The sequence below is a fragment of the Pseudidiomarina donghaiensis genome, assembly GCF_900116895.1.
GTDB classification, from domain to species: Bacteria; Pseudomonadota; Gammaproteobacteria; order Enterobacterales; family Alteromonadaceae; genus Pseudidiomarina; species Pseudidiomarina donghaiensis.
In genome coordinates, this window is record NZ_FPCF01000001.1 from 605,551 (window position 1) to 627,281 (window position 21,731).

Annotated in this window: 17 protein-coding genes; 13 read left to right on the forward strand and 4 right to left on the reverse strand. The window is 50.5% G+C overall.

Features of this window, described 5'->3' with window-relative positions:
• Positions 1–6: 6 nt before the first annotated feature.
• Positions 7–2,409: a zinc-dependent metalloprotease gene (locus tag BM334_RS02855; protein ID WP_092837626.1), complete on the reverse strand. Its 2,403-nt coding sequence runs from the start codon at positions 2,407–2,409 to the stop codon at positions 7–9.
• 59 nt (positions 2,410–2,468) lie between these two features.
• Between BM334_RS02855 and BM334_RS02860 the strand changes: the two genes are divergently transcribed.
• Complete coding sequence (locus tag BM334_RS02860; protein ID WP_092837629.1) at positions 2,469–2,942, forward strand: HIT domain-containing protein; 474 nt, start codon at positions 2,469–2,471, stop codon at positions 2,940–2,942.
• On the opposite strand, the gene fldB is transcribed toward BM334_RS02860, so the two are convergent.
• Entirely contained in the window at positions 2,917–3,450 is a 534-nt protein-coding gene (gene fldB / locus BM334_RS02865; protein WP_092837632.1) for a flavodoxin FldB, read from the reverse strand. The two genes, BM334_RS02860 and fldB, sit on opposite strands and share 26 nt — an antisense overlap.
• 137 nt (positions 3,451–3,587) lie before the next feature.
• Here fldB and BM334_RS02870 point away from each other — a divergent pair, with 137 nt between their 5' ends.
• The gene (locus BM334_RS02870; RefSeq protein ID WP_092837635.1) at positions 3,588–3,884 is read left to right on the forward strand and encodes a YfcL family protein; all 297 of its coding nucleotides are present in this window, start codon (positions 3,588–3,590) and stop codon (positions 3,882–3,884) included.
• Here the strand turns inward: BM334_RS02870 and mnmC are convergent.
• Entirely contained in the window at positions 3,832–5,727 is a 1,896-nt protein-coding gene (gene mnmC / locus BM334_RS02875) for a bifunctional tRNA (5-methylaminomethyl-2-thiouridine)(34)-methyltransferase MnmC2/FAD-dependent 5-carboxymethylaminomethyl-2-thiouridine(34) oxidoreductase MnmC1 (RefSeq protein WP_092837638.1), read from the reverse strand. The genes BM334_RS02870 and mnmC overlap by 53 nt on opposite strands.
• 133 nt (positions 5,728–5,860) lie before the next feature.
• Between mnmC and fabB the strand changes: the two genes are divergently transcribed.
• The 10 genes from fabB (at position 5,861) to purF (ending at position 17,366) form a co-directional block, all read left to right on the forward strand.
• Complete coding sequence (gene fabB, locus BM334_RS02880) at positions 5,861–7,072, forward strand: beta-ketoacyl-ACP synthase I (RefSeq protein WP_092837641.1); 1,212 nt, start codon at positions 5,861–5,863, stop codon at positions 7,070–7,072.
• A 90-nt stretch (positions 7,073–7,162) separates the two neighbouring features.
• Positions 7,163–8,356, forward strand: coding sequence for a 4-phosphoerythronate dehydrogenase (locus BM334_RS02885; protein WP_177214995.1), 1,194 nt, complete (start codon positions 7,163–7,165; stop codon positions 8,354–8,356).
• 39 nt (positions 8,357–8,395) lie between these two features.
• Positions 8,396–9,412 (forward strand): aspartate-semialdehyde dehydrogenase, encoded by a 1,017-nt coding sequence (locus tag BM334_RS02890; protein ID WP_092837647.1) that lies wholly within the window; start codon positions 8,396–8,398, stop codon positions 9,410–9,412.
• Positions 9,413–9,473: 61 nt separating this feature from the next.
• A complete protein-coding gene (locus BM334_RS02895; RefSeq protein ID WP_092837650.1) occupies positions 9,474–11,627 on the forward strand; it encodes a FimV/HubP family polar landmark protein in 2,154 nt (717 codons plus the stop codon).
• Positions 11,627–12,424: a tRNA pseudouridine(38-40) synthase TruA gene (truA, locus tag BM334_RS02900; RefSeq protein WP_092837653.1), complete on the forward strand. Its 798-nt coding sequence runs from the start codon at positions 11,627–11,629 to the stop codon at positions 12,422–12,424. Before BM334_RS02895 ends, truA begins: the two co-directional genes overlap by 1 nt.
• 101 nt (positions 12,425–12,525) lie before the next feature.
• Positions 12,526–13,389, forward strand: coding sequence for an acetyl-CoA carboxylase, carboxyltransferase subunit beta (gene accD / locus BM334_RS02905; RefSeq protein ID WP_055438340.1), 864 nt, complete (start codon positions 12,526–12,528; stop codon positions 13,387–13,389).
• 3 nt (positions 13,390–13,392) lie between these two features.
• Entirely contained in the window at positions 13,393–14,691 is a 1,299-nt protein-coding gene (gene folC, locus BM334_RS02910; RefSeq protein ID WP_092837656.1) for a bifunctional tetrahydrofolate synthase/dihydrofolate synthase, read from the forward strand.
• A gap of 3 nt (positions 14,692–14,694) precedes the next feature.
• Positions 14,695–15,249 (forward strand): SPOR domain-containing protein, encoded by a 555-nt coding sequence (locus BM334_RS02915; RefSeq protein WP_092837659.1) that lies wholly within the window; start codon positions 14,695–14,697, stop codon positions 15,247–15,249.
• Between the two features lie 96 nt (positions 15,250–15,345).
• Positions 15,346–15,837, forward strand: a complete 492-nt coding sequence (locus tag BM334_RS02920) for a CvpA family protein (protein ID WP_092837662.1) — start codon at positions 15,346–15,348, stop codon at positions 15,835–15,837.
• A 14-nt stretch (positions 15,838–15,851) separates the two neighbouring features.
• Positions 15,852–17,366 carry an amidophosphoribosyltransferase gene (gene purF, locus BM334_RS02925; protein ID WP_092837665.1) on the forward strand — a complete coding sequence of 505 codons (1,515 nt, stop codon included), beginning with the start codon at positions 15,852–15,854 and terminating at the stop codon, positions 17,364–17,366.
• A gap of 67 nt (positions 17,367–17,433) precedes the next feature.
• Here purF and astB read toward each other — a convergent pair whose 3' ends face one another.
• A complete protein-coding gene (gene astB / locus BM334_RS02930) occupies positions 17,434–18,771 on the reverse strand; it encodes an N-succinylarginine dihydrolase (protein ID WP_092837668.1) in 1,338 nt (445 codons plus the stop codon).
• A gap of 245 nt (positions 18,772–19,016) precedes the next feature.
• Between astB and topA the strand changes: the two genes are divergently transcribed.
• Positions 19,017–21,650 carry a type I DNA topoisomerase gene (gene topA, locus BM334_RS02935; protein ID WP_092837671.1) on the forward strand — a complete coding sequence of 878 codons (2,634 nt, stop codon included), beginning with the start codon at positions 19,017–19,019 and terminating at the stop codon, positions 21,648–21,650.
• The last annotated feature ends 81 nt before the right edge of the window (positions 21,651–21,731 follow it).

Below are 21,731 nucleotides of genomic sequence, written 5' to 3' on the forward strand. Positions count from 1 at the left end.
GCTCACCTAAATTGGTGAGCCTGGGGGCAGAGCCGGGGCTGGTTGTAATGGCCACGGCTTACCATCTGCCCACTGTTGCAATGCAAACACTGCATAGTCCCTGTGTGCTGAAGGCGCGGCTTGTTGCCATTGCTGTTGCTGATGCTGCAAAAAGCTATAAAGCGCGGCTTTGACTGCGGCGCTGCTATTGTCATGCTGATACGCACGTACCACCGCCCCTAAACTTTCAAACGCCAAACGTTGTTGTAGGCTACTGGCTTTGTTATTTTGTGCCGGTTGAATGGCGGCTTCGGCAATAGCACTCAATACCTTAGTTACATCAGGAATTGCCCCTTCACGACTATGTTGCTGTTGTAAACGCTCTAAACGTTGCGGGTGCAGCATCAAGTCAAGTACAAAACGCGCCGCACTTGCTGCCATGGTGTCGGTATCGACAGTCACCCCGGTTAAGCCACTAAAGCGTTCACGGTCATAGCTTTCACCGTATGCTGAAGGTAGCAATAGGCTGTGCAGGTGCTCAGGCAGAGCCAGTGTTTTGGCGCTAAGGGTATTGCTGAGCACTTGCAAAGCACGCTGCTGTTGCGAAGCATTGACCGGTCGCGTTTGCACCGCTTTGCTGTCAGCACTTTTTACCGCGTAGTCATAATGCATGCCAGCAAGCATTTTTACTGCGGCTTCGGCTTGATAGCGGTGCAACAAGTACACCGGCACCAACACATTTTGCAGCTCGCTCAACGGGCGACCATTGGCAAGGTTGCCTAAGCCAAACTGTTGTAACGCAGTTTGGCGAACCGCCAGTAGGCGCTCAAGTTCGGTCACCGCATCACTGCCGTTATCCCACAAATGTGCATCGGGGTGAGCGCCGCCTGCAGCGCGCGCATCACGATCAGAAATAAACTGTAACCCCAAACGCTGGTTTTGGGCCAACACCTGGTCTAGATCACCGTTGCCATAACCATAAGCGACCACTTGCATGTCCCACAGGCCAATGCGATTGGTATAGGCGTCATTGAGTTTGAGTTTGCCGCTTTGCGTATCAATGGTCACAAATGGATGCGGGTAGTCCATAACTGACGAGCGGTCATTGGCACTGGCGGCAAAGTTATGGGCAATACCTAGGGTGTGGCCAATTTCATGGGCCGAAAGTTGGCGAATGCGGTTTAGCGCCATGGCTTCAATGGCTTGCTCCAATTGCTGTTGCTGTGCTTTTGATTCAGCAGCATAAGGTGCTAGTAAGCCTTGGGCAATGAGCATGTCTTGGCGCACGCGCAACGAGCCTAGGGTGACATGGCCTTTGATGATTTCGCCGGTGCGTGGGTCGATAATCGAAGAACCATATGACCAGCCACGCGTGGCGCGGTGCACCCATTGAATCACGTTATAGCGTACGTCCATCGGGTCGGCGTTGGCAGGTAATTCACGTACTTGAAAGCCTTCTGGGTAATCAATGGCGGCAAAGGCTTCGGCCCACCAGCGGCCACCTTCAAGCAATGCCGTTTTCACCGGCTCTGGCACGCCAGGGTCTAGGTAATAAATAATGGGTTGGTCTTTGCTCAAGCGGTGGCGCGGTATGTATTGTACTTGCAGCGGCTCACCTAATGGCGCAGCGTAATCGACATGGCTTTCTGCCCAAAATCCGCTTTGCGGATGAAATTTACGTGGCGTGTAGTTGTCGTCAGGCAAGCGAATAAACGAGTGATGCAAATGCAGGGTAATATGGTCGGCATCAGCGGCTACGCTGCGTACGAAGTTGCCTGTACCTTCGCCACTGAAGGTTATTTTTGCCTCAAGTTCAGTATTGTCGGGAAAAGCCTTGCTGCGTTGCGGATAAATGACTGACTTATCGCTGCTTAAGCGGTATTGGCCCTGTTTGGTGTCACGCAGGCGTTTTGTGACACCGTGGGTGTCGCTTAATAAAAATGGGGTGTAGTCAATGAGTACATGCTGGGCATCAGCGGCGACCACCTCAAAACCAGCAATGACCGAATCGGCAAAGGCTTCGTTAATGCTGGCTCGCTCGGCTACGTTGTCGGTATTGGCACGAAATTGCGTGTTGTGCTGCATCAGCAACACTTTGTTGCCTTCAATGAAAAAGCTTGCCAGTCGTGTGGCACCAAGCTGCCCTCTATCTAAACCGATATCGTTTGAGCCAAGCCCCCAGGGTAGGCTAGTCTGGAAAATAAATTGCGCTTGGCTTGCCGCTGAATGGCGTGGCACTTGAAGGTAGATTTTGCCATCGGTTTGATCGTGATAAAACGTGAAAAAACCTTCATGTGCTTGCAGCTTGGCAGTAAACTCAGCAACTGCAGAGTTTGCGGCTTCAGCTTGCGCAGCAGCGGGAGCGGCAAGTGCCTGCTGGCCCGCGGCCAGATAACAACCGATAAAAGCTAAAAAGACAAAACGTAGCATGTTAACGACTCACTTAGTCTTTCGACAAAAGTTAAAGACAAATTTAATGGACACGGCCCATGTTTAATACTCGTTATAACAAACTCGCACCACAAAGTAATGTGGCAGATAGCGCCGGCGCGGTTGGCGGTGGAAAATTCACGGTGGATTCGCGTTTAGGGGCCGATAGTTTTGTGTTGGCGCAGTGGCCATTGTGTGAACTAAGACGCTTTGATGACCAACGTTATGACTGGTTTATGTTAGTGCCCAAAGTGCCGCACTGTGTCGAGTTTCTTGATTTGCCCTTGACGCAACAGCAACAACTGGCGCAAGAAACACAACAAGCGGCGCAATTACTCAAAACTCATGGGCGTGGCACTAAGCTTAATGTTGGTGCATTAGGTAACGTGGTCAGCCAGTTGCATGTGCATTTGCTCATGCGTGCTGAGGGCGACCCAGCATGGCCTGGGCCTGTGTGGGGGCACTCACCGGCGCAGCGTTTTAGCGACGCCGAAAAATCAGCAGAGATTAAACGCTGGCAAGCTCTGCTTTAAGTTGGTCGCACCATTTTTGAATACGTTCTTCGCTGTATTCGTACTGGCTGTCTTCATCAAGGGCTAGGCCAACAAAGAACTCGCCCTCGGCAATGAGCGCTTTTGAGGCGGCGAAGTCATAACCCTGATTCGGCCAAAAGCCAATGCGAGTGCAGCCTTGGGTGCCGCTGTTTGCAGCCAACTCGTCGTGCAACATGCCCAAAGCGTCTTGAAACCAGTCGGTGTAGCCCACTTGGTCACCCATGCCGAATAACGCCACCACTTTACCGTTTAAGTTTAGCTCGGCGATGTCTGGCCAATGGCTTTCCCAGTCTTCTTGAATTTCGCCAAAGTCCCAGGTTGATAAACCGAAAATAATGACATCAAACTGTTCGGCTTGCTTTAGCGGCACATCTTTAATGTTAAATAACTCAACTTCACCGGGGGCAAATTGCGCTTGAATTTTTTCGGCTGCAATTTCGGTAAAACAGGTGGTTGAGCCGTAAAATAAACCGATTCGTAAGGTCATGGTTGATATCACTTCGCGATCAAGTTTTGGTGGATTAACGAAGGCGCTAGTGTATCAGAAAAACGCCTGTTTATGGTATGCTTGCGGCCTTGATATCGATCACACCATTGTGACTAAACAGAAGGAAATATTGGGTTATGGCATTAGCGGCGTTCAATGATTATGTGCAAGCACTCGAAACCGTTTTTGATCAGGCGGTTACCGAAGGTTCTGATGACGAGCTTTTTGCCAGCGGCTATTTGCGCGGCCACTTTGATTTAGTGGTAGCCCAACTTGAACTCAATGACGCGGCACAAACAAGCGCTGTGCTGCCAGCGGTGCAGGCTTCTGTTGATCACGCCAAACATGAACTAGCGCCGGCCGACATGGTGCATATTCAAGCTATGTTGCAACGTCTTGCAGACGCTGCGGCGCAAGCCGAGCCAACAAGCTAGCCCCAAGCGGCAACGGTTCGTTTAGCAACTGCCCCACTAGAATTTCAGCACCCAGTGGGGCACTGGTAAAGCCGCGCGAACCAAGCCCTGCGAACACCCCTAAATTGTCAGTTAACCAGCCACAGGCGGGCAAATGATCACGCGTGGTGTGGCGCAAAGCTGCACGGTCGTTGACCGGGATTAATTGCGTTGTCCACGGTTGCTGTAGGTTATCTTGTAAGGTTGCTAAGTTTTCTGCGGTGTCCGCGGTATGGGTGGGCTGTTGCTGCTGTGCGTCAAACTCAAGGCCTGCGTGCTCGCGTGCATAAGTGGCGCCAACGCAATGCAAGCCATTGGCCGGCGGTGTGAAGTAGCCTTTATAACAAACCACCAAGTTACAGCCTGAGCTCACGTCGGTTGCTTGCACTTGCGTGACTTGGCCGCGAACATTTTGAAAAGTTAACTGCCATGGCGCGAGTAGGTTGTTGCTGCCAGCACCGGCGGCAACAATCAGGGTGCGCGCGTGGTAGTACGCCCCATCAGTAGCGCTAAGTTGCCAACCTTCGCGCTCAGATTTCATGGTGGTGATGGGCGCGCACGGCGTTACCCGCAGGCGCTCGCCGCAAGCGGCAAATAATTGCTGCACCAAGTTTTCTGGCGGCACCCAACCAGCCCGCGGGTAAAACAATGCGGGCTGAGCGGGTAGAGCGTTCCACAGTGTTTGTGTGGCTGGGCCATCTAGCTCACGTACCAAGCTGTCGTGGTAAAGGCCGCTGGCAATAATTTTATCGTGGCGCTGCTGGCGCATGGCATTAAATGCCAATTGCACCACCCCAGTTTCGTGCCATAGCGAGCTGTGTTGCTGATAAAACTGCCGCGCATGGTCAAAAGCCCCTAAGAAAAATTCACTCAGTGGGCTTAACTCGGCGTGCAGCAGCGGATAAACGGCACCTTGCGCGTTGCCTGAAGCACCATTAGCAAGGCCAGTGGTGAGTAACTCGACGCTAAAACCACGTCGACACAACGACCAAGCCAAGCACGCCGCTGCAATACCTCCGCCAATAATGGTTACTGGCGCAGCAGCTGAGTCGCGGTTGCTGCCCAAGCTATGCGGTGCAGGTTGCGTTTGTTCGGTGCTCAGCTCGCCACGTAGCATGTCGCGTTTACGGCCAAAACCTTTAACTTTTTTAACCGCAAAGCCAGCTTCTTGTAGGCCGCGGCGCACCGCTCCAGCAGCGGTAAAGGTGGCGAAGCTGCCATGCTCACGACAACTTTGGGCCATGGCACGATACAATTCTGGCTGCCACATTTGCGGGTTTTTATCGGGTGCAAAACCGTCAAGAAACCACGCATCAATGGTATTCGTGGCATGAGGTAGCCACTGCGGTAGCTGGTCGTGTATGTCGCCATACCATAAGTCGAGGGTAACGCGGCCATCATCAAACTGTAGGCGATGACACCCAGCATGAGGGCTTGGCAAGGCGTTAATTAATAACTGGGCATAAGCCGCTAGCTCGGGAAAGTGTTGCAAAGCACGCGCCATATCAGCTGGCGCTAACGGATATTTTTCAAACGACACAAAGTGTAAGCGCATGGTGCTTGGCGCCTGCTCAGCGAACAGTGCCCAACTGGCTAAAAAGTTAAGCCCGGTGCCAAAACCACTTTCCGCAATACGAAATGCCGAGTGCGAATGAGTTTGCCAGCGCTCAGGCAGATCGTTATGCTGAAGAAACACGTAACGACTTTCGGCAAGGCCATTTTCATTATTAAAATAAATATCGTCGAACTCAGTAGAGACCGGCAAATTAAACTCATTAAAACGAATCTGGGCTTTGTCAGGCGCTTTCACAGGCAGATGACTCATTTAGTTACAAATAATATGGGCAATATTGTACCGAATTAGTGTAACAATATTTCGTTAAAATGACGGAAAGCAGACCACTTTTTTAATTAAGTAAGCTACCATACATCAGCGCTCAGCAAGACAGGATATGAGAATGAGAAGAGCAGTGATTACCGGTATGGGCATTGTGTCCAGTATCGGCGTGAACAAACAAGAGGTGTTGGAGTCGTTGCAACAAGGACGCTCGGGCATCGAATTCTCGCAAGAATTTGCCGACATGGGGCTACGTTGTCAGGTGTGGGGGCCAGTGCGAGCTAACCCAGCTGACCATATTGATCGTAAAGCCTTGCGCTTTATGGGTAATTCAGCCGCTTATGCCTACATGGCCATGGCGCAAGCCATTGAAGACGCAGGTTTAACCCATGAGCAAGTGTCAAACCCTCGCACCGGTTTGGTGGTGGGTTCTGGTGGCGCCTCGGGTGAACACCAAGTTGCTGCGGCCGACATTATGCGCGAAAAAGGCGTGAAGCGCGTCGGCCCATACATGGTGCCACGTTGCATGGCGTCTACCACGTCTGCGTGTTTAGCAACTCCATTTGAAATTAAAGGCGTGAACTATTCAATTAGTTCAGCGTGTGCGACTTCAGCTCACTGTATCGGTCATGCTTTAGAATTAATTCAATTTGGTAAGCAAGACCGTGTATTTGCCGGTGGCGGTGAAGAGCTGCATTGGACCTTGGGCATGGAATTTGATGCCATGGGTGCACTCAGCACCAAATACAACGACACGCCAAGCAAAGCCTCACGTACCTATGACGCTGATCGCGACGGCTTTGTGCCTGCAGGCGGCGGCGGTATTTTGGTTATTGAAGAACTTGAAACCGCATTGGCGCGTGGTGCAACTATTTATGCTGAAATTGTTGGCTACGGTGCAACGTCAGACGGTTACGACATGGTCGCACCTTCGGGTGAAGGCGCTGTGCGCTGTATGAAAATGGCGATGGAAACCTGCGATACGCCAATTGATTACTTGAACACACACGGCACCTCAACGCCGGTGGGCGACACCAAAGAGCTTGAGGCTATTCGTGAAGTGTTTGGTGGGCAAGCACCTTATATTAGCGCGACCAAAGCGATGACAGGGCACGCATTAGGTGCAGCCGGTGTGCATGAAGCCATTTATTCATTGCTGATGTTGCAACACGGTTTCGTGGCACCTTCCATCAACATTGAAACGCTTGACTCAGCAGCTGAAGGCATGAACATTGTGCGTGAACCACAGCAAGCTCAGCTCACCACAGTCATGTCAAACAGCTTTGGTTTTGGTGGTACCAACGCAACGTTAGTTTTGCGTAAATATCAATAAAATTAACATCCTCGTCTACTAAACGATGGTAAAAAGGTGCGCATTGTCGCACCTTTTTGTTGTATGCTCTTTAACAACTCGTCCATCGCAATGAAGATTAACTCAATGCATATTTTGGCAGACGCCTCAATGCCGCAAGTTGCGGTATTGGCTGAACACTTGCAAGTGCAAGGCATGGCTTTAACGCTGTCTACCTTTCAGGGTCGTCAACCCTCTGCAGCACAGCTGTCGGCAGCTGATGTGTTGATGATTCGCTCGATTACCCGAGTTGACGGCACCCTGCTGCAACAAGCCCCAAAGTTACGTTGGTTAGGTACCGCAACCATTGGTACTGAACATGTGGACGCCGCTGCGTGCGCCGCTGCAGGAGTAACTTTTGCGTCAACCCCAGGGGTTAATGCGCGCGCCGTTGGTGACTATGTTGCCAGTGCCGTCGCTAACTTCGCATTAGAACGCAACCAGCTGCCGCAGGGCGAGGTTGCCATAGTGGGCGCTGGCCACACAGGGCGTGCGGCTGGTGAGCGCTTGCAAGGTTTGGGTTTGAACGTTCACTATTATGATCCGCCGCTGCATGCGCAAGGCGTTGAATGTGTGCATAACAACTGGCAGCGCGTGCTTAACAGCGCGGTTATTTCGTTGCATGTGCCGCTAACCACTTGTGGTGAATTTCCAACTCGGTATTTATTCAATACGAAAAATATTCAGCAGTTAGCCACTGGGTGCTTATTGATTAATGCTAGCCGTGGGGCCGTGGTAGCGGAGCAAGCTTTGTTACAGGCCATGCAGCGCCAACAAGCACTCCATGTGGTGCTTGACGTGTGGGAACACGAACCGCAAATTAATCATCAATTGTTGCCGTGGCTGCACTATGCCACTGCGCATATTGCCGGCCACAGTTTAGCCGGTAAAGTAGGTGGTAGCTTGCAGTTGTTTGAGCAGTGGCTGCAGTTTGCTTTTGGCCGCAATCATGCATGGCAATTACCGCCATTAAATGCGTTGTTACAGCCGTGGCCACAAGCCATTGCCCCGCGGCTTTGGCAACAAGCGCAGGCACCAAGTTGGCAAATGCTAGCATCTTGGGTGCGCGCCATTTATGATATACGCAATGATGACAAACAGTTGCGCGACCAAGTGAGCGACAGCGCGAGTTTTGATGCGCTGCGTAAAGCCTACCAAGCACGGCCAGAATTAAGCTGTGGCCAAGTGCACGGCGGCGACTGGTTAGCCGATAGCGATTGGCAGCAACGTTTGTCGCAACTTAGTTTTAGTTTTTCTCGGCTTTAGTTTTTCACGAAAGTAATTTCAACGCATTCAGGAGTAGTCATGTCACGTGCGTATAACGTAGCGGTACTTGGAGCCACTGGTCTGGTAGGCCAGCATATGATCGAAATTTTAGAGCAGCGGGATTTTCCGGTTGCCCAGTTATTTCCGTTGGCGAGCAGTCGCTCAGCGGGCTCTACCGTCAAGTTTCGTGGCGAAGAAATTACTGTACTCGATGCCGACACCTTTGATTGGAGCCAAGCTGAGCTTGGTTTCTTTTCGGCTGGTGGCGCTATTTCGCGTACCTATGCGCCGCGAGCGGCCGATGCCGGTTGTATTGTCATTGATAACACCTCTGAATTTCGTTACGAGCCAGATATTCCGTTGGTTGTGCCTGAAGTGAACGCTCATGCACTGGCCGACTTTCGTAACCGCAATATTATTGCCAACCCGAACTGCTCAACCATACAAATGTTGATTGCCCTTAAGCCCATTCATGATGCTGTGGGTATTGAGCGCATTAACGTAGCCACCTACCAGTCAACTTCGGGTGCTGGTAAAGAAGCGATGGACGAATTAGCGCAGCAAACGGCTGCGCTGTTGAATGGCCGCCCGGTGGAAGTTGAACACTTTAGCCGCCAAATAGCCTTCAACTGCATACCGCAAATTGATGTGTTTTTAGATAACGACTACACCAAAGAAGAAATGAAAATGGTGTGGGAAACGCAGAAAATATTTGGCGACCCAGATATTCGCGTGAATGCAACCGCGGTACGGGTGCCGGTGTTTTTTGGTCACGCAGAAGCGCTTCACATTGAAACGCAGCAGCCACTCGATGCGGTGCAGGCGAAAGAACTGTTGCGCAATGCACCTGGGGTTGTGTTGTTGGACAACAACGCAGACTTTCCAACGCAAATTGGCAACGCCGCAGGGCATGATGACGTATTTGTGGGCCGCGTACGTAATGATATTTCGCACCCACAAGGGTTAAATTTATGGGTTGTCGCAGACAATGTACGAAAAGGTGCGGCAACAAACAGTATTCAGATTGCAGAACACTTAATTCGCGACTATATGTAAATTGATTGTTCTTTCAATGCGGTACCGATAATTATAACGATAGATAGAGGGAACCAGCTCAATGAAACGGAATACCTTGGCACTAGCAGCCGGTGTAGCATTGGCTCTTGGCTCGTCGGTGATGATTACTGCCGACGCGAGTTTTGTAAAAAACAGTGCCACTTTGATGATGCAAGGACAAGCAACATCACGGTGGCAGCCGGACCGTTTTGGTCCCATTGTTTCGTCTGACACTTTATGGTCAATCGCCATGTACTACGGCGATAAAAGCGACCTTAGCGTGTATGAAATGATGGACTTATTCATTGAGCTAAACCCTGAAGTATTCATCGATGGCCGCGCTGACCGCATGATGGACGGCTTCTATTTGAAGGTGCCAAAAGAGGCGCAGCAGGCGCTTGGTGACAAGAAAGCCATGGCTGCGCAAGCTTCACCGGCAGCGGCAGAAGACGCTAAGCCAAGCTCCTCAACAAGTTCTCAGTCCGCAGTTTCAACCGAGTCAACGCCAAGCACTACAGCGGTTGTTGAGACAACGACGACTTCGGCGACGGCCGCTTCGACAGAGGCAGAAAACGCAAGCGGTTCAGTGTCTTTTAGCGTTGAAGAATTAACGCGCCTGCGCGATCAACTGGCGGAGTCAACCGCCTTAATTGAACGCCTAAACACCGAAAACGCAACCTTGCAGTCACGTCTAGATGAAGTAACCCGGGAATTAGACACGTTACAGAAAAAGGTGAACGCTGAGCAAGTTGCCGAAAATAATTTGCAAGAGCAAATTGCCGCTGAAATAGCAGCAACAAGTGTATCTGCCGAGAATGATGCAGAGCCCGCAACAGAAACCGCTGCTGTCGTTACAAGTGACCCAGACGAGTCAACAACGACTGAGCAAACGGGGAATACAAAAGAAGCGGCGACCACCGAACAAACTGACGCTGCGCGTATAATCAGTGAAACTGAAGAAGTGGCTAAACAGTCACAAGTTGCACAGCCACAACAAGCCGCAGCAGCTGATAAGCCTGCTGAACCAAAAGCTTCGGCTCAAACCGCGGAAAAAACGCCTTCTAAGTCGCCTGCAAAACGTCAAAAGGAGTCGGATTTCGACGCGTTTTTAAGCTGGCTTATGCAACCTTTCCAGTTAACTCTGGCGATTTTGATTCCATTATTATTGGCTGCAATCATTTGGTATGTGCTTTACGTGCGTCGGCTTAATCGTGAACATTTAGGGCCATACAACGGCGCCTTACAGGCCGCAGAAAAAGACAAAAATGAAGAAGCAAATCAAGAGCCGCAAGCACTGAGTGCCTATGAAGAGGCTGAGCAAGCAGCGGCGGCTGAAGAAGCAGCAGATATGCCTGAGTTTGAGCGTATCGATGATGCTGTTGATCTTGATCAGCAAGCTGATGATGCCGCAGCGCAAAGCGAGGCAGAGCAGTTAGATGATGAGCTTGAGCAACTAGGCCAAGATAACGATGAAAGCCAAGTAGAGCCGCAACAAGACGAAGAAGAAGCTGATTTAGACACGCTATTGAGTCAAAGCTTCGACGATGAGACTGCAGAAGCGCCGACAGAAAAAGTCGCGGATGAGCACGCTGAACCGCTTACTGATGTAGCTTCGAATGAAGAACCTGAACAAGAAACTGAGCAAGAAACAGAGCTCGACAATAGTTTAGAGTTTTCGGTTGAGCCGAACACTGCGGCTACAGAAGATACAGAAGACACAGAAGCGCCAGTCGAGTCGGTTGACCAAGGTTCAGCTTCAACCAAGCCCGACTCAAACGACGAAGATATGAGTTTAGACTTTGTCATTGATAACGCGGTTGAGTCAGGTAATGACGATACGGTAGAGCTTGAACAGTTTGAAGATATCAACTTAGATGACTTGGACCTAGAAGGCTTAACCGCAGAAAGCTCGGACGATGGCATTAAAGTTGAAGCGGATGATACCGACGAAGGTTATTTAGAGATTGACGATCTGCTGGCCGATGCGGACAACGCAGATACTGACTTTGATAGCCCTCGCTTTGAGCGTGAAGCTGGGCAGCTTGATGATGAAGAAACCCCATCTGGCATGTTAGACTTAGCGCGAGCTTACATGGAGCTTGACGAGTATGAGCTAGCACGCGCTGAGCTAGACAAAGTAGGGCAGACAAACGACGAAGATGCCAAGCGCGAAGCAGCCATGTTGTTGCAAAAATTAGACGAACAGGGCCATTAATGAGTAGTACGCGCATTGCGCTTGGTATTGAATACGACGGTAGTCAGTATTTTGGATGGCAACGGCAACGCGAAGTTGTCTGTGTGCAAGAAGTGCTCGAAAAGGCGCTTAGTAAAGTGGCTAACCACCCGGTCGAGGTGACCTGTGCAGGGCGTACCGATGCTGGGGTTCATGCCACTGGGCAAGTCGTGCATTTTGACTGTCACAATGCGCGAGCCATGCCGGCTTGGACCATGGGCGTAAATAGTAACTTGCCCGACTCAGTTGCAGTGCGTTGGGCGCGTGAAGTTGCCGATGACTTTAATGCGCGTTTTAGCGCAACCGGGCGCCGCTATCGTTATATTATTGCCAACCATAAACGCCGCCCAGCTATTCTTGGGCGCGGTTTAAGCCATTACCATCAGCCCCTAGATGCAGCACGGATGCATGAGGCGGCTCAGGCTTTGCTTGGCGAGCATGATTTCAGTGCCTTTCGTGCCGCGCAGTGCCAGTCTCACTCACCGAATCGCTGCATCACACACATTCGAGTAACACGCAGTGGTGACTTTGTGGTGGTAGATATTGCCGCGAATGCGTTTTTGCACCATATGGTGCGTAATATTGTTGGCAGTTTGCTAGAAATAGGTAAAGGGCAGCAGCCCATAACCTGGGCTGGCGATTTACTAGCGACACGCGACCGCACTCAGGCTGCCGCCACTGCCAAAGCAGAAGGCTTGTATTTGGTGCAAGTAGACTACCCCGAGCACTATGGTTTGCCGCAAATGCCCCCAGGCCCGCTGTGGTTGCCAGACACCTAACCCACAACGGCAGCTGACTTATAAGACCACTTTTTGCTAAACTGATGGCGATGAATGTGCTTTAATAGCCACCCTAACGAATGAGTTAATGACGGAAATTTATGAGCTGGATAGAGCGAATTCTTGCAAAGCCAAAAAGCAATAAACGTCGGAACATCCCAGAAGGGGTGTGGGCGAAATGCACCAGTTGTGATGCTATTTTATATAGCGCTGACTTAGAGCGTAGCCTCAATGTCTGCCCTAAATGCGATCATCACATGCGTGTATCTGCTCGCCTTCGGCTGAAGAACTTTTTGGACGACGGGCGCGGTGAAGAAATTGGCGCAGATCTTGAACCTAAAGACGTGCTGAAATTCCGCGACTCAAAAAAATACAAAGACCGCATTGCTGCGGCCCAAAAAGCAACGGGTGAGAAAGACGCCTTAGTTGCCCAAAAAGGGCGCCTAAAGGGCATGCCCGTGGTGGCTGTTGCCTTTGAATTTGAATTTATGGGCGGCTCGATGGCGTCTGTGGTTGGCGCTCGCTTTGTCAAAGCGGCCGAGGTGTGCTTGCGCGAACGCATTCCGTTAATTTGCTTCTCTGCTTCAGGCGGTGCACGTATGCAAGAAGCCCTGTTGTCGCTGATGCAAATGGCGAAAACATCCGCTGCTTTGGCGCGTATGAGCGAAGAAGGCATTCCATTTATTTCTGTGCTGACCGACCCAACCATGGGTGGGGTGTCAGCCAGTTTAGCCATGCTCGGTGATATTAATATTGCTGAGCCGAAAGCACTGATTGGTTTCGCGGGGCCACGTGTTATTGAACAAACCGTTCGGGAAACCTTGCCAGAAGGCTTCCAGCGTGCTGAGTTCTTGCTTGACCACGGTGCGGTTGACATGATTGTCGATCGGCGCCAAATGCGTAACCGCATTGCAGCATTGTTGGCGAAGTTTCAGCATTTACCGGCCGTTGCTGACGAATATTAACCTATGGCCAGTATCTCGCCTCCTTCTCAATCAGCCGGGCTTCAAGCCTGGCTGACTTATTTAGAGCAGCTGCACCCCAGTGCGATTGATATGGGGCTTGATCGCGTTCGTGAGGTAGCCAATCGCTTACGATTAACGCAAACTCGTGCAGAAGTGTTCACTGTGGCCGGCACCAACGGCAAGGGCTCCAGTGTGCGTTATCTGGAAACCATGTTGCGTGAAGCTGATTACCAAACCGGCGTTTATATTTCCCCGCATTTGAACGTTTACAATGAACGCGTACGTATTAATGGCAATATGCTGGCCGACGCTGACCATGTAGCGGCGTTTGCTGCTATTGAGCGAGCGCGGGGCGATATTTCTTTAACTTATTTCGAGTTCGGTACCTTAGCCGCGCTGTATTTAATGCAGCAGCATGAACTTGACGCTTGGATATTAGAAGTCGGCCTAGGCGGGCGCCTTGATGCGGTAAATATTGTTGACGCAAATGTGGCCTTGCTGACCAGCGTCGGCATTGATCATATTGGTTTTTTAGGCAGTGACCGTACCGGTATTGCCCGCGAAAAAGCCGGTGTGTTTCGCCCAGGCCGGCCAGCCATTTGTGGCGAACCTGATTTTCCAGCAGAAGTGGCCGTAGCAGCGCAACAGCAGAGCGTATTATTGCAGCAAGTGGGGAAAGATTTTCACTACCGGCTGACCACAGACACGACGTGGCAATTTAGAAACCACGATACGATGCTGAATCATTTGCCGCTACCGCAGCTGCCGCTGCCTAATGCGGCCACGGCCATTGCTGCAATAGCTGCCAGTAACCTGCCGGTATCTGATAAAGCGATTCGCGCCGGTTTAGCGCAGGCACGAGAGCCGGGCCGTCTGCAGTTCATTGCTGCCGGCCCACAACAACCGGTTGATAGCCTACTGGATGTTGCGCATAACCCCCATGCCGCGCAGTTTTTAACCCAAGCGATTGCTTTGCGTTATCCGCAACGGCCGGTGTATGCCGTGGTGGGTATGTTGCATGACAAAGACATCAGCGGCACTTTAGCTGCGCTGGCCCCAATGGTCACCCAGTGGTATTTTGCTAGCTTGAGTGAACCCCGTGGTGCCAGCAGCTTACAATTACTTGAGCAAAAACCAGCGCAGGCACAGGTTGCGGGCTGTTTTGATAACGTTGCTGCAGCCTATGCGCAAGCGCAACAAGATGCTGCTACGCACATGCAACAACAGCCACACGCGAAACCGCCACTAGTATTGGTGTGCGGCTCGTTTTACACTGTAGGCAAAATTCCAACCACGGAGTAGTTCATGGCCTCGCAATTACAGAATCGCTTAGTCGGAAGTATTATTCTTATTGCCCTTGCCGTTATTATCCTGCCCGAGCTGTTTGACGGAAAACCGCAGCAGCAGCAAGAGTCGTTTGAGACCATTCCTTTGCAACCAGAAGTTGAGGTGGCCGAGCAGGCCGTGCAAGACATTCCGGCTCGCGATTTACCGCCTTCACTCGACACCATTGAAACGGTCGAAATTGATGCCGAAGAAGCGCCACAATTAAGCGAGCAAAACATTGCTGAGTCGCGTCAAGAGGTTGCGCAGAACAAGCCAACCCAAGCCGCAGTAACCGAACCTGGTTGGGTTATTCAGTTGGGTGTGTTTAGTAATCAGGCCTCGGTTGAACGCTTACTCAAGCAACTGCGTGAAGCTGGTTATACGGCCTACGCTGAACCGATTAAAACCAGCAGTGGCCCGGCGAGCAAGGTATTAGTCGGCCCAAGTTTGGTGAAGTCTGAGCTAGAACAATTGCTACCCAAACTGAAAAAACTAACCAATCTCAATGGCCAATTGCGCCGTTACGAACCCTAACTAGAAAGATAATTCAGTGCTAAGTTTTTTGGCGCAAATATTATGGCTTTCTGGTACAATCCGCCCGAAATTTAAACGTGCTAGGGAATGCGACACATGCTTTGGATAGATATTGCAATTTTAGTGATTATTGGCTTATCAACGCTGATTAGTTTAACCCGTGGGTTTGTCAAAGAAGCGTTATCGTTAGCTATTTGGATTGCCGCGTTTTTTATCGCGAAATTGTTTTACCAAGACCTCGCTGTGTACTTTACCGGCATTGAAGAAGACATGTTGCGTAATGCCGCTGCTGTGAGTGCGCTATTTGTGGCAACGCTGATTGTTGGCGCCGTGGTGAATTATTTAATTGGCCGGCTTGTTGAAAGCACCGGGTTAAGCGGCACCGACAAAGTTCTTGGTGCGGTATTTGGTGCTTTACGCGGTGTGCTTATTGTCGCAGCACTGTTGTTCTTTTTGGATTCGTTTACCGGCTTTTCAGACGAAGTCTGGTGGACAGATTCACTGTTAATTCCACACTTTGGTGTGGTAATTGAATGGTTTTTCGAGTACTTGCAGAAAACGTCAAGTTTCTTACCTGAACGTGTTTAATGAGGTTGTAGTTCATGTGTGGCATTGTTGGAATTGTTGGTAAAGACCCAGTTAATCAGGCGTTATACGATGGTTTAACGATGTTACAGCATCGTGGTCAAGATGCCGCGGGTATTATGACCGTCGACAACGGCACCCTCCGGTTGCGTAAAGCAAACGGCTTGGTACGCGACGTGTTCCATACGCGGCACATGCATCGGTTACAAGGGCGCATCGGTATTGGCCATGTACGTTACCCAACCGCCGGTAGTTCGAGTTCCGCTGAAGCGCAGCCGTTTTATGTGAACTCGCCATTTGGCATCGCCATGGCTCACAATGGCAATTTGACCAACGCGCAAGAGCTTCAAGAACAGTTATTCGCCAAAGCCCGCCGCCACATTAACACCACCTCTGACTCTGAAATTTTACTTAACGTTTTTGCCCACGAACTCTATCAACAAGAAAGTTTAAGCTTAACGCCAGAAGACGTATTTGCCACGGTAGCTCGCGTGCATCGTCAAATTCGCGGTGCTTATGCTGTGGTGGCCATGATTATTGGGCACGGTATTGTGGCATTTCGCGACCCGTGGGGCATTCGTCCGTTGGTTTTGGGTATGCGCGAAACAGCCCAAGGCAATGAATACATTGTGGCGTCCGAAAGCGTTGCGGTAGACGGTACCGGCTTTAAATATGTTCGTGACGTAGAACCCGGTGAGGCTATCTATATTTCTGAGGATGGCGAGCTATTTTCACGCCAGTGTGCGGATAACCCGCAGCATTGCCCGTGTATATTTGAATATGTCTATTTTGCTCGCCCAGACTCGTTTATCGACAAAATTTCGGTGTATGCGTCACGGGTGAACATGGGCCGCAAGCTGGGTGAAAAAATCAAACGCGATTACGCGCATTTAGACATTGATGTGGTTATTCCAATTCCTGAAACCAGCTGTGACATTGCTTTAGAAATGGCGAACCTGCTTGATTTGCCATACCGCCAAGGGTTTGTGAAAAACCGCTATATTGGCCGTACGTTTATCATGCCAGGGCAAACGCAACGCCGTAAGTCAGTGCGCCGCAAATTGAATGCAATAAGCGCTGAGTTTCGTGGCAAAAACGTGTTGTTGGTGGATGACTCGATTGTACGCGGCACCACGTCTGAGCAAATTATAGAAATGGCGCGCGAAGCCGGTGCCAAGAAAGTGTATTTTGCCTCGGCGGCACCAGAAATTCGCTTCCCGAACGTTTATGGTATTGATATGCCAAGCGCCAATGAGCTGATTGGTCATGGCCGTGAGGCGTCGGAAATAAACGACTTAATTAAAGCCGATGGGCTTATTTATCAAGAACTGGATGACTTGATTGCAGCGGTACAGCAAGAAAATCCAGAGATTAAGCGTTTTGAAACCTCGGTATTTAACGGTCAATATATAACCGGCGACATTAATCAAAGTTATCTTGACCGCTTAGACGCTGCGCGTAACGATGTCGCGCGCCATGGTAGTGAGCAAAGTGAAGATGCTAATTTAGAGTTGCACAACGAAGACGAATAAACTCTCGAATAGGCACAAAAAACGCGCATCAATGCTGAATTGATGCGCGTTTTTTATTGCTGCAGACTTAAAGTTGGAACGGGTATACCGAGCCTAATTTAAGAATTTGCGTGAGCTCGTCTAACGCCGTACGCGACTCGGTTAATAATTGTGGGTCACGCAGGTCATCCACGCTCAGCTCGTCACGGTAGTGTTTATCAACCCATTGGTTTAAACGCGCAAACAAAGTTTCGTTCATCACCACGGCTGGGTTCACGGCTGCGAGCTCGGTGTCATTGAGCGCCACGCGCAAACGCAAACACGCAGGGCCACCGCCGTTACGCATGCTTTGTTTTACGTCAAAGTAATGCACTTGGCGAATTGGCGTGTTGCGCGTAACTAGCTCAGCTAAATAGGCGGCAACGCGCGGGTTTTCTTGACACTCAGTCGGCGCAATAATGGCCATGTGGCCGTTATCAAGTGTGAGTAACTGGGTGTTAAACAAATAGGTTTGCACGGCATCTTCAACCGACACTTCACTGGTTTTAACTTCAATGAAATGTACTGGTTCGTCGCCGAACTTGCGCTGAATTTCAGCTAATTTCGCGTCGGTGTCTAAAAACGCTTGTTCATGGTAGAACAACACGTTTTGGTTGCCGACGGCAATCACGTCGTTGTGGAACACGCCTTGATCGATCACATCCGGATTTTGCTGAATGTAAACGGTGTTATCGTCACTCAAACCATGCAAGCGGGCAATGGCTTGTGATGCTTCAAAGGTTTGGCGCGCTGGGTACTTTTTAGGCGCCGGCTTGCTGCTGTCAAAGGCATAACGACCAAAGGTGAAAATTTCTACCCCAGCGTGACCATAGTTGCTGCACAAACGCGTGTGATTGGCAGCGCCTTCATCGCCAAAATGTTCATTGTCTGGCAAATGGGTGTGATGTTCAAAATAGCGGCCATTGTTAAACATGGCTTGTAAAATACGGCCACTAGTTTGCGGTTCTAATGAACGGTGAAACTTATTGGTTAAATTCGCTGGCGTGAAATGCACTTTTCCGTTGGCGGTATCGGCACCGGGTGATACAGTCGCCGCATTTGCAGTCCACATGCTTGACGCCGAGCACACCGCTTGAAAAATTTGCGGCGCTTGTTGAGCGGCTTTGGCTAAAACCTCGCCATCTGAACCGGTGAAGCCTAAACGGCGTAAGGTAGTAACGTCTGGGCGTTCTTGCGGGGCGAGTACCCCTTGTACCATGCCCATGTCGTGCAAGGCTTTCATTTTGGCCAAGCCCTGCAAAGCCGCAGATTTAGGGCTTGAGGTTGATTTTGCATTGCTTAATGAAGCAACGTTTCCGAACGACAGCCCGGCGTAATTGTGGGTTGGGCCAACTAGGCCATCGAAATTCACTTCATAGTGACGCATGCGGAAATAACCTCCATTGCAGTTGCAAGCTTTTATTTGTTGGCTATTATACCCGCAAGTTGGCGTTGGTGTAAGGGCTGAAGCCCTTGATTTTATTGGCCTGATGAGTGTCGCACTGCGAAACTGCATGGATATGAGGCAAAATCGTATTTTTATGATTTTTGCTTTCAATGGTTGTTTCATACGAATAGAACAGATATATCTAAAAAAAGAATCCCACAGCTTACGGATAGAAAGAGAGTCGCATGGCAAAAGCGTTAGTTATTGTCGAGTCGCCAGCCAAGGCGAAGACAATTAATAAATATTTAGGCAATGATTTCGTGGTGAAATCCAGTGTGGGGCACGTTCGTGACCTGCCAACGCGCTCGACGGCCACCGTAAAAACCAAACCGCCAGCAGAAGTTCGCAAAATGTCGCCGGAGCAAAAAGAGGCGTATCGGCAAGAACGCGAATTCCAAAAGCTGGTGGCGCGTATGGGGATAGACCCCCAGCATGGTTGGGAAGCGCACTACGAAGTGTTGCCAGGCAAAGAAAAAGTTGTGGCTGAGTTGAAAAAATTAGCAGCCAAGGCAGACGCGGTTTACCTAGCAACGGATTTGGACCGCGAAGGGGAAGCGATCGCGTGGCACTTGCGTGAGTTAATTGGCGGTGATGAAAGCCGCTTTCAGCGCGTGGTGTTTAATGAAATTACCAAAAAAGCGATTCAAGAAGCGTTTTCAAAGCCAGCAGCATTGAACGTTGACCGGGTGAATGCACAGCAAACACGTCGTTTTCTAGACCGTGTTGTGGGCTTTATGGTGTCGCCGCTGCTGTGGAAGAAAATTGCCCGCGGCCTGTCGGCTGGCCGTGTACAGTCGGTTGCCGTGCGTTTGGTGGTTGAACGCGAGCGTGAAATTAAAGCTTTTGTGCCGGAAGAATACTGGGATATTTTCGCCGATTTAAACACCCAAGCCGAAGACGAATTGCGCATGCAGGTGCACAAGCACCTCGGCAAGGCCATAAAAATCGGTGATAAGGCCGCTGCTGAAGCCGCTGTGGCATTATTGAAGGCTGCCCAATACAAAGTCATTGATCGCGAAGATAAGCCCACCAGCAGCCGCCCATCGGCACCGTTTATTACCTCAACTTTGCAACAAGCGGCAAGCACGCGGTTAGGTTTTGGTGTGAAAAAGACCATGATGTTGGCGCAGCGCTTGTACGAAGCGGGCCATATTACCTACATGCGTACCGACTCAACCAACCTGAGCCAAGAAGCGGTAGCAACCTGTCGTGACTACATTGGTAAACACTACGGTGGTGATTATTTACCTGCCAAGCCAAATGTTTATGGCTCTAAGCAAAATGCGCAAGAGGCGCACGAAGCCATTCGTCCTTCTAGCGTGACGGTAAAGTCTGAACAATTAAAAGACATGGAACGCGATGCCCAGCGTTTGTATGAGCTGATTTGGCGCCAGTTTGTTGCTTGCCAAATGACCCCAGCGCAATACGATGCCACCACCATTTCAGTGCAGGCGGGTGACTATGAACTGCGTGCTCGCGGCCGGGTGTTGCGTTTTGCCGGTTGGACGAAGGTACAACCGCCGGCGGGTTCTAAAAACAACGAAGACGCCACACTACCTGATGTAAAACCAGGCGAAGTATTGGCGTTGCAGAAGCTTGATCCGCAGCAGCACTTTACCAAGCCACCGGCGCGCTTTAGCGAAGCCTCGTTGGTGAAAGAACTTGAAAAGCGCGGTATTGGCCGCCCGTCAACCTATGCGTCAATTATTTCAACTATTCAAGACCGTGGTTATGTGCGGGTTGAAAACCGTCGTTTTTACGCCGAAAAAATGGGTGAAATTGTTAATGACCGCTTAGTGGATAACTTTCCGCGGTTGCTGAACTATAGCTTCACTGCCGACATGGAACAGGCGCTGGACGAAATTGCCGAAGGCCAACGTAACTGGAAGGCGACATTAGACAAGTTCTACGAAGATTTCAGCGCTAAATTACAGCAAGCAGAAATGCCCCCAGAAGAGGGTGGTATGCGCCCGAATCAAATGGTGCTTACCGACATTAAATGTCCGAAATGTGGCCGCCCTATGGGTATTCGCACCGCCTCAACCGGGGTGTTTTTGGGGTGTTCAGGCTATGAGTTGCCACCTAAAGAACGCTGTACGCAAACCATGAACCTGTTGCCAGGTGAAGAAGCGGTGCGCGTGAAAGACGATGATGATGAAGCGGAAACACTGGCGCTGCGAGCCAAAAAACGTTGCCCGAAGTGTGGCACGGCCATGGACAGCTACTTGATTGACCAAGAGCGTAAGTTGCACGTGTGTGGTAACAACCCAGCGTGCGAAGGTTTTGTGGTTGAGCAAGGCGAGTTCCGTATTAAAGGCTACGACGGCCCAGTACTTGAATGTGACCGTTGTGGCAGTGACATGCAGCTAAAAACCGGCCGTTTCGGTAAGTATTTTGACTGTACCAACAGCGAATGTAAGAACACCCGTAAGCTGTTGAAAAACGGTCAGCCAGCGCCACCGAAGGAAGACCCCGTGCCGTTCCCAGAACTGCCGTGCGAAGACTCGAACGCTTACTTTGTGTTGCGTGACGGTGCTTCGGGCGTATTTATGTCGGCCAATACCTTCCCGCGCTCACGAGAAACACGTGCGGTGAAGGTCAGCGAGCTGAAGCGCTTTAAAGACCGTATACCCAGTAAGTTCCATTACTTGGCTGAAGCACCAGAAAAAGACGACGACGGCAATGAAGCCATTGTGCGTTACAGCCGTAAGAACAAAGAACAGTATGTGATCACCGAAGTCAACGGCAAAGCCACGGGTTGGCAAGCGTTTTACCGTGACGGTGATTGGAGCGTACAAGAGGCTAAAAAGCGTAAGTAATAACCCTCTGTTTTATAATCTGTTTCCGCCTTGTTAGCGGCACTAGGGTGCGCTAAATTTATCGGGTACTGCAAAGGAACG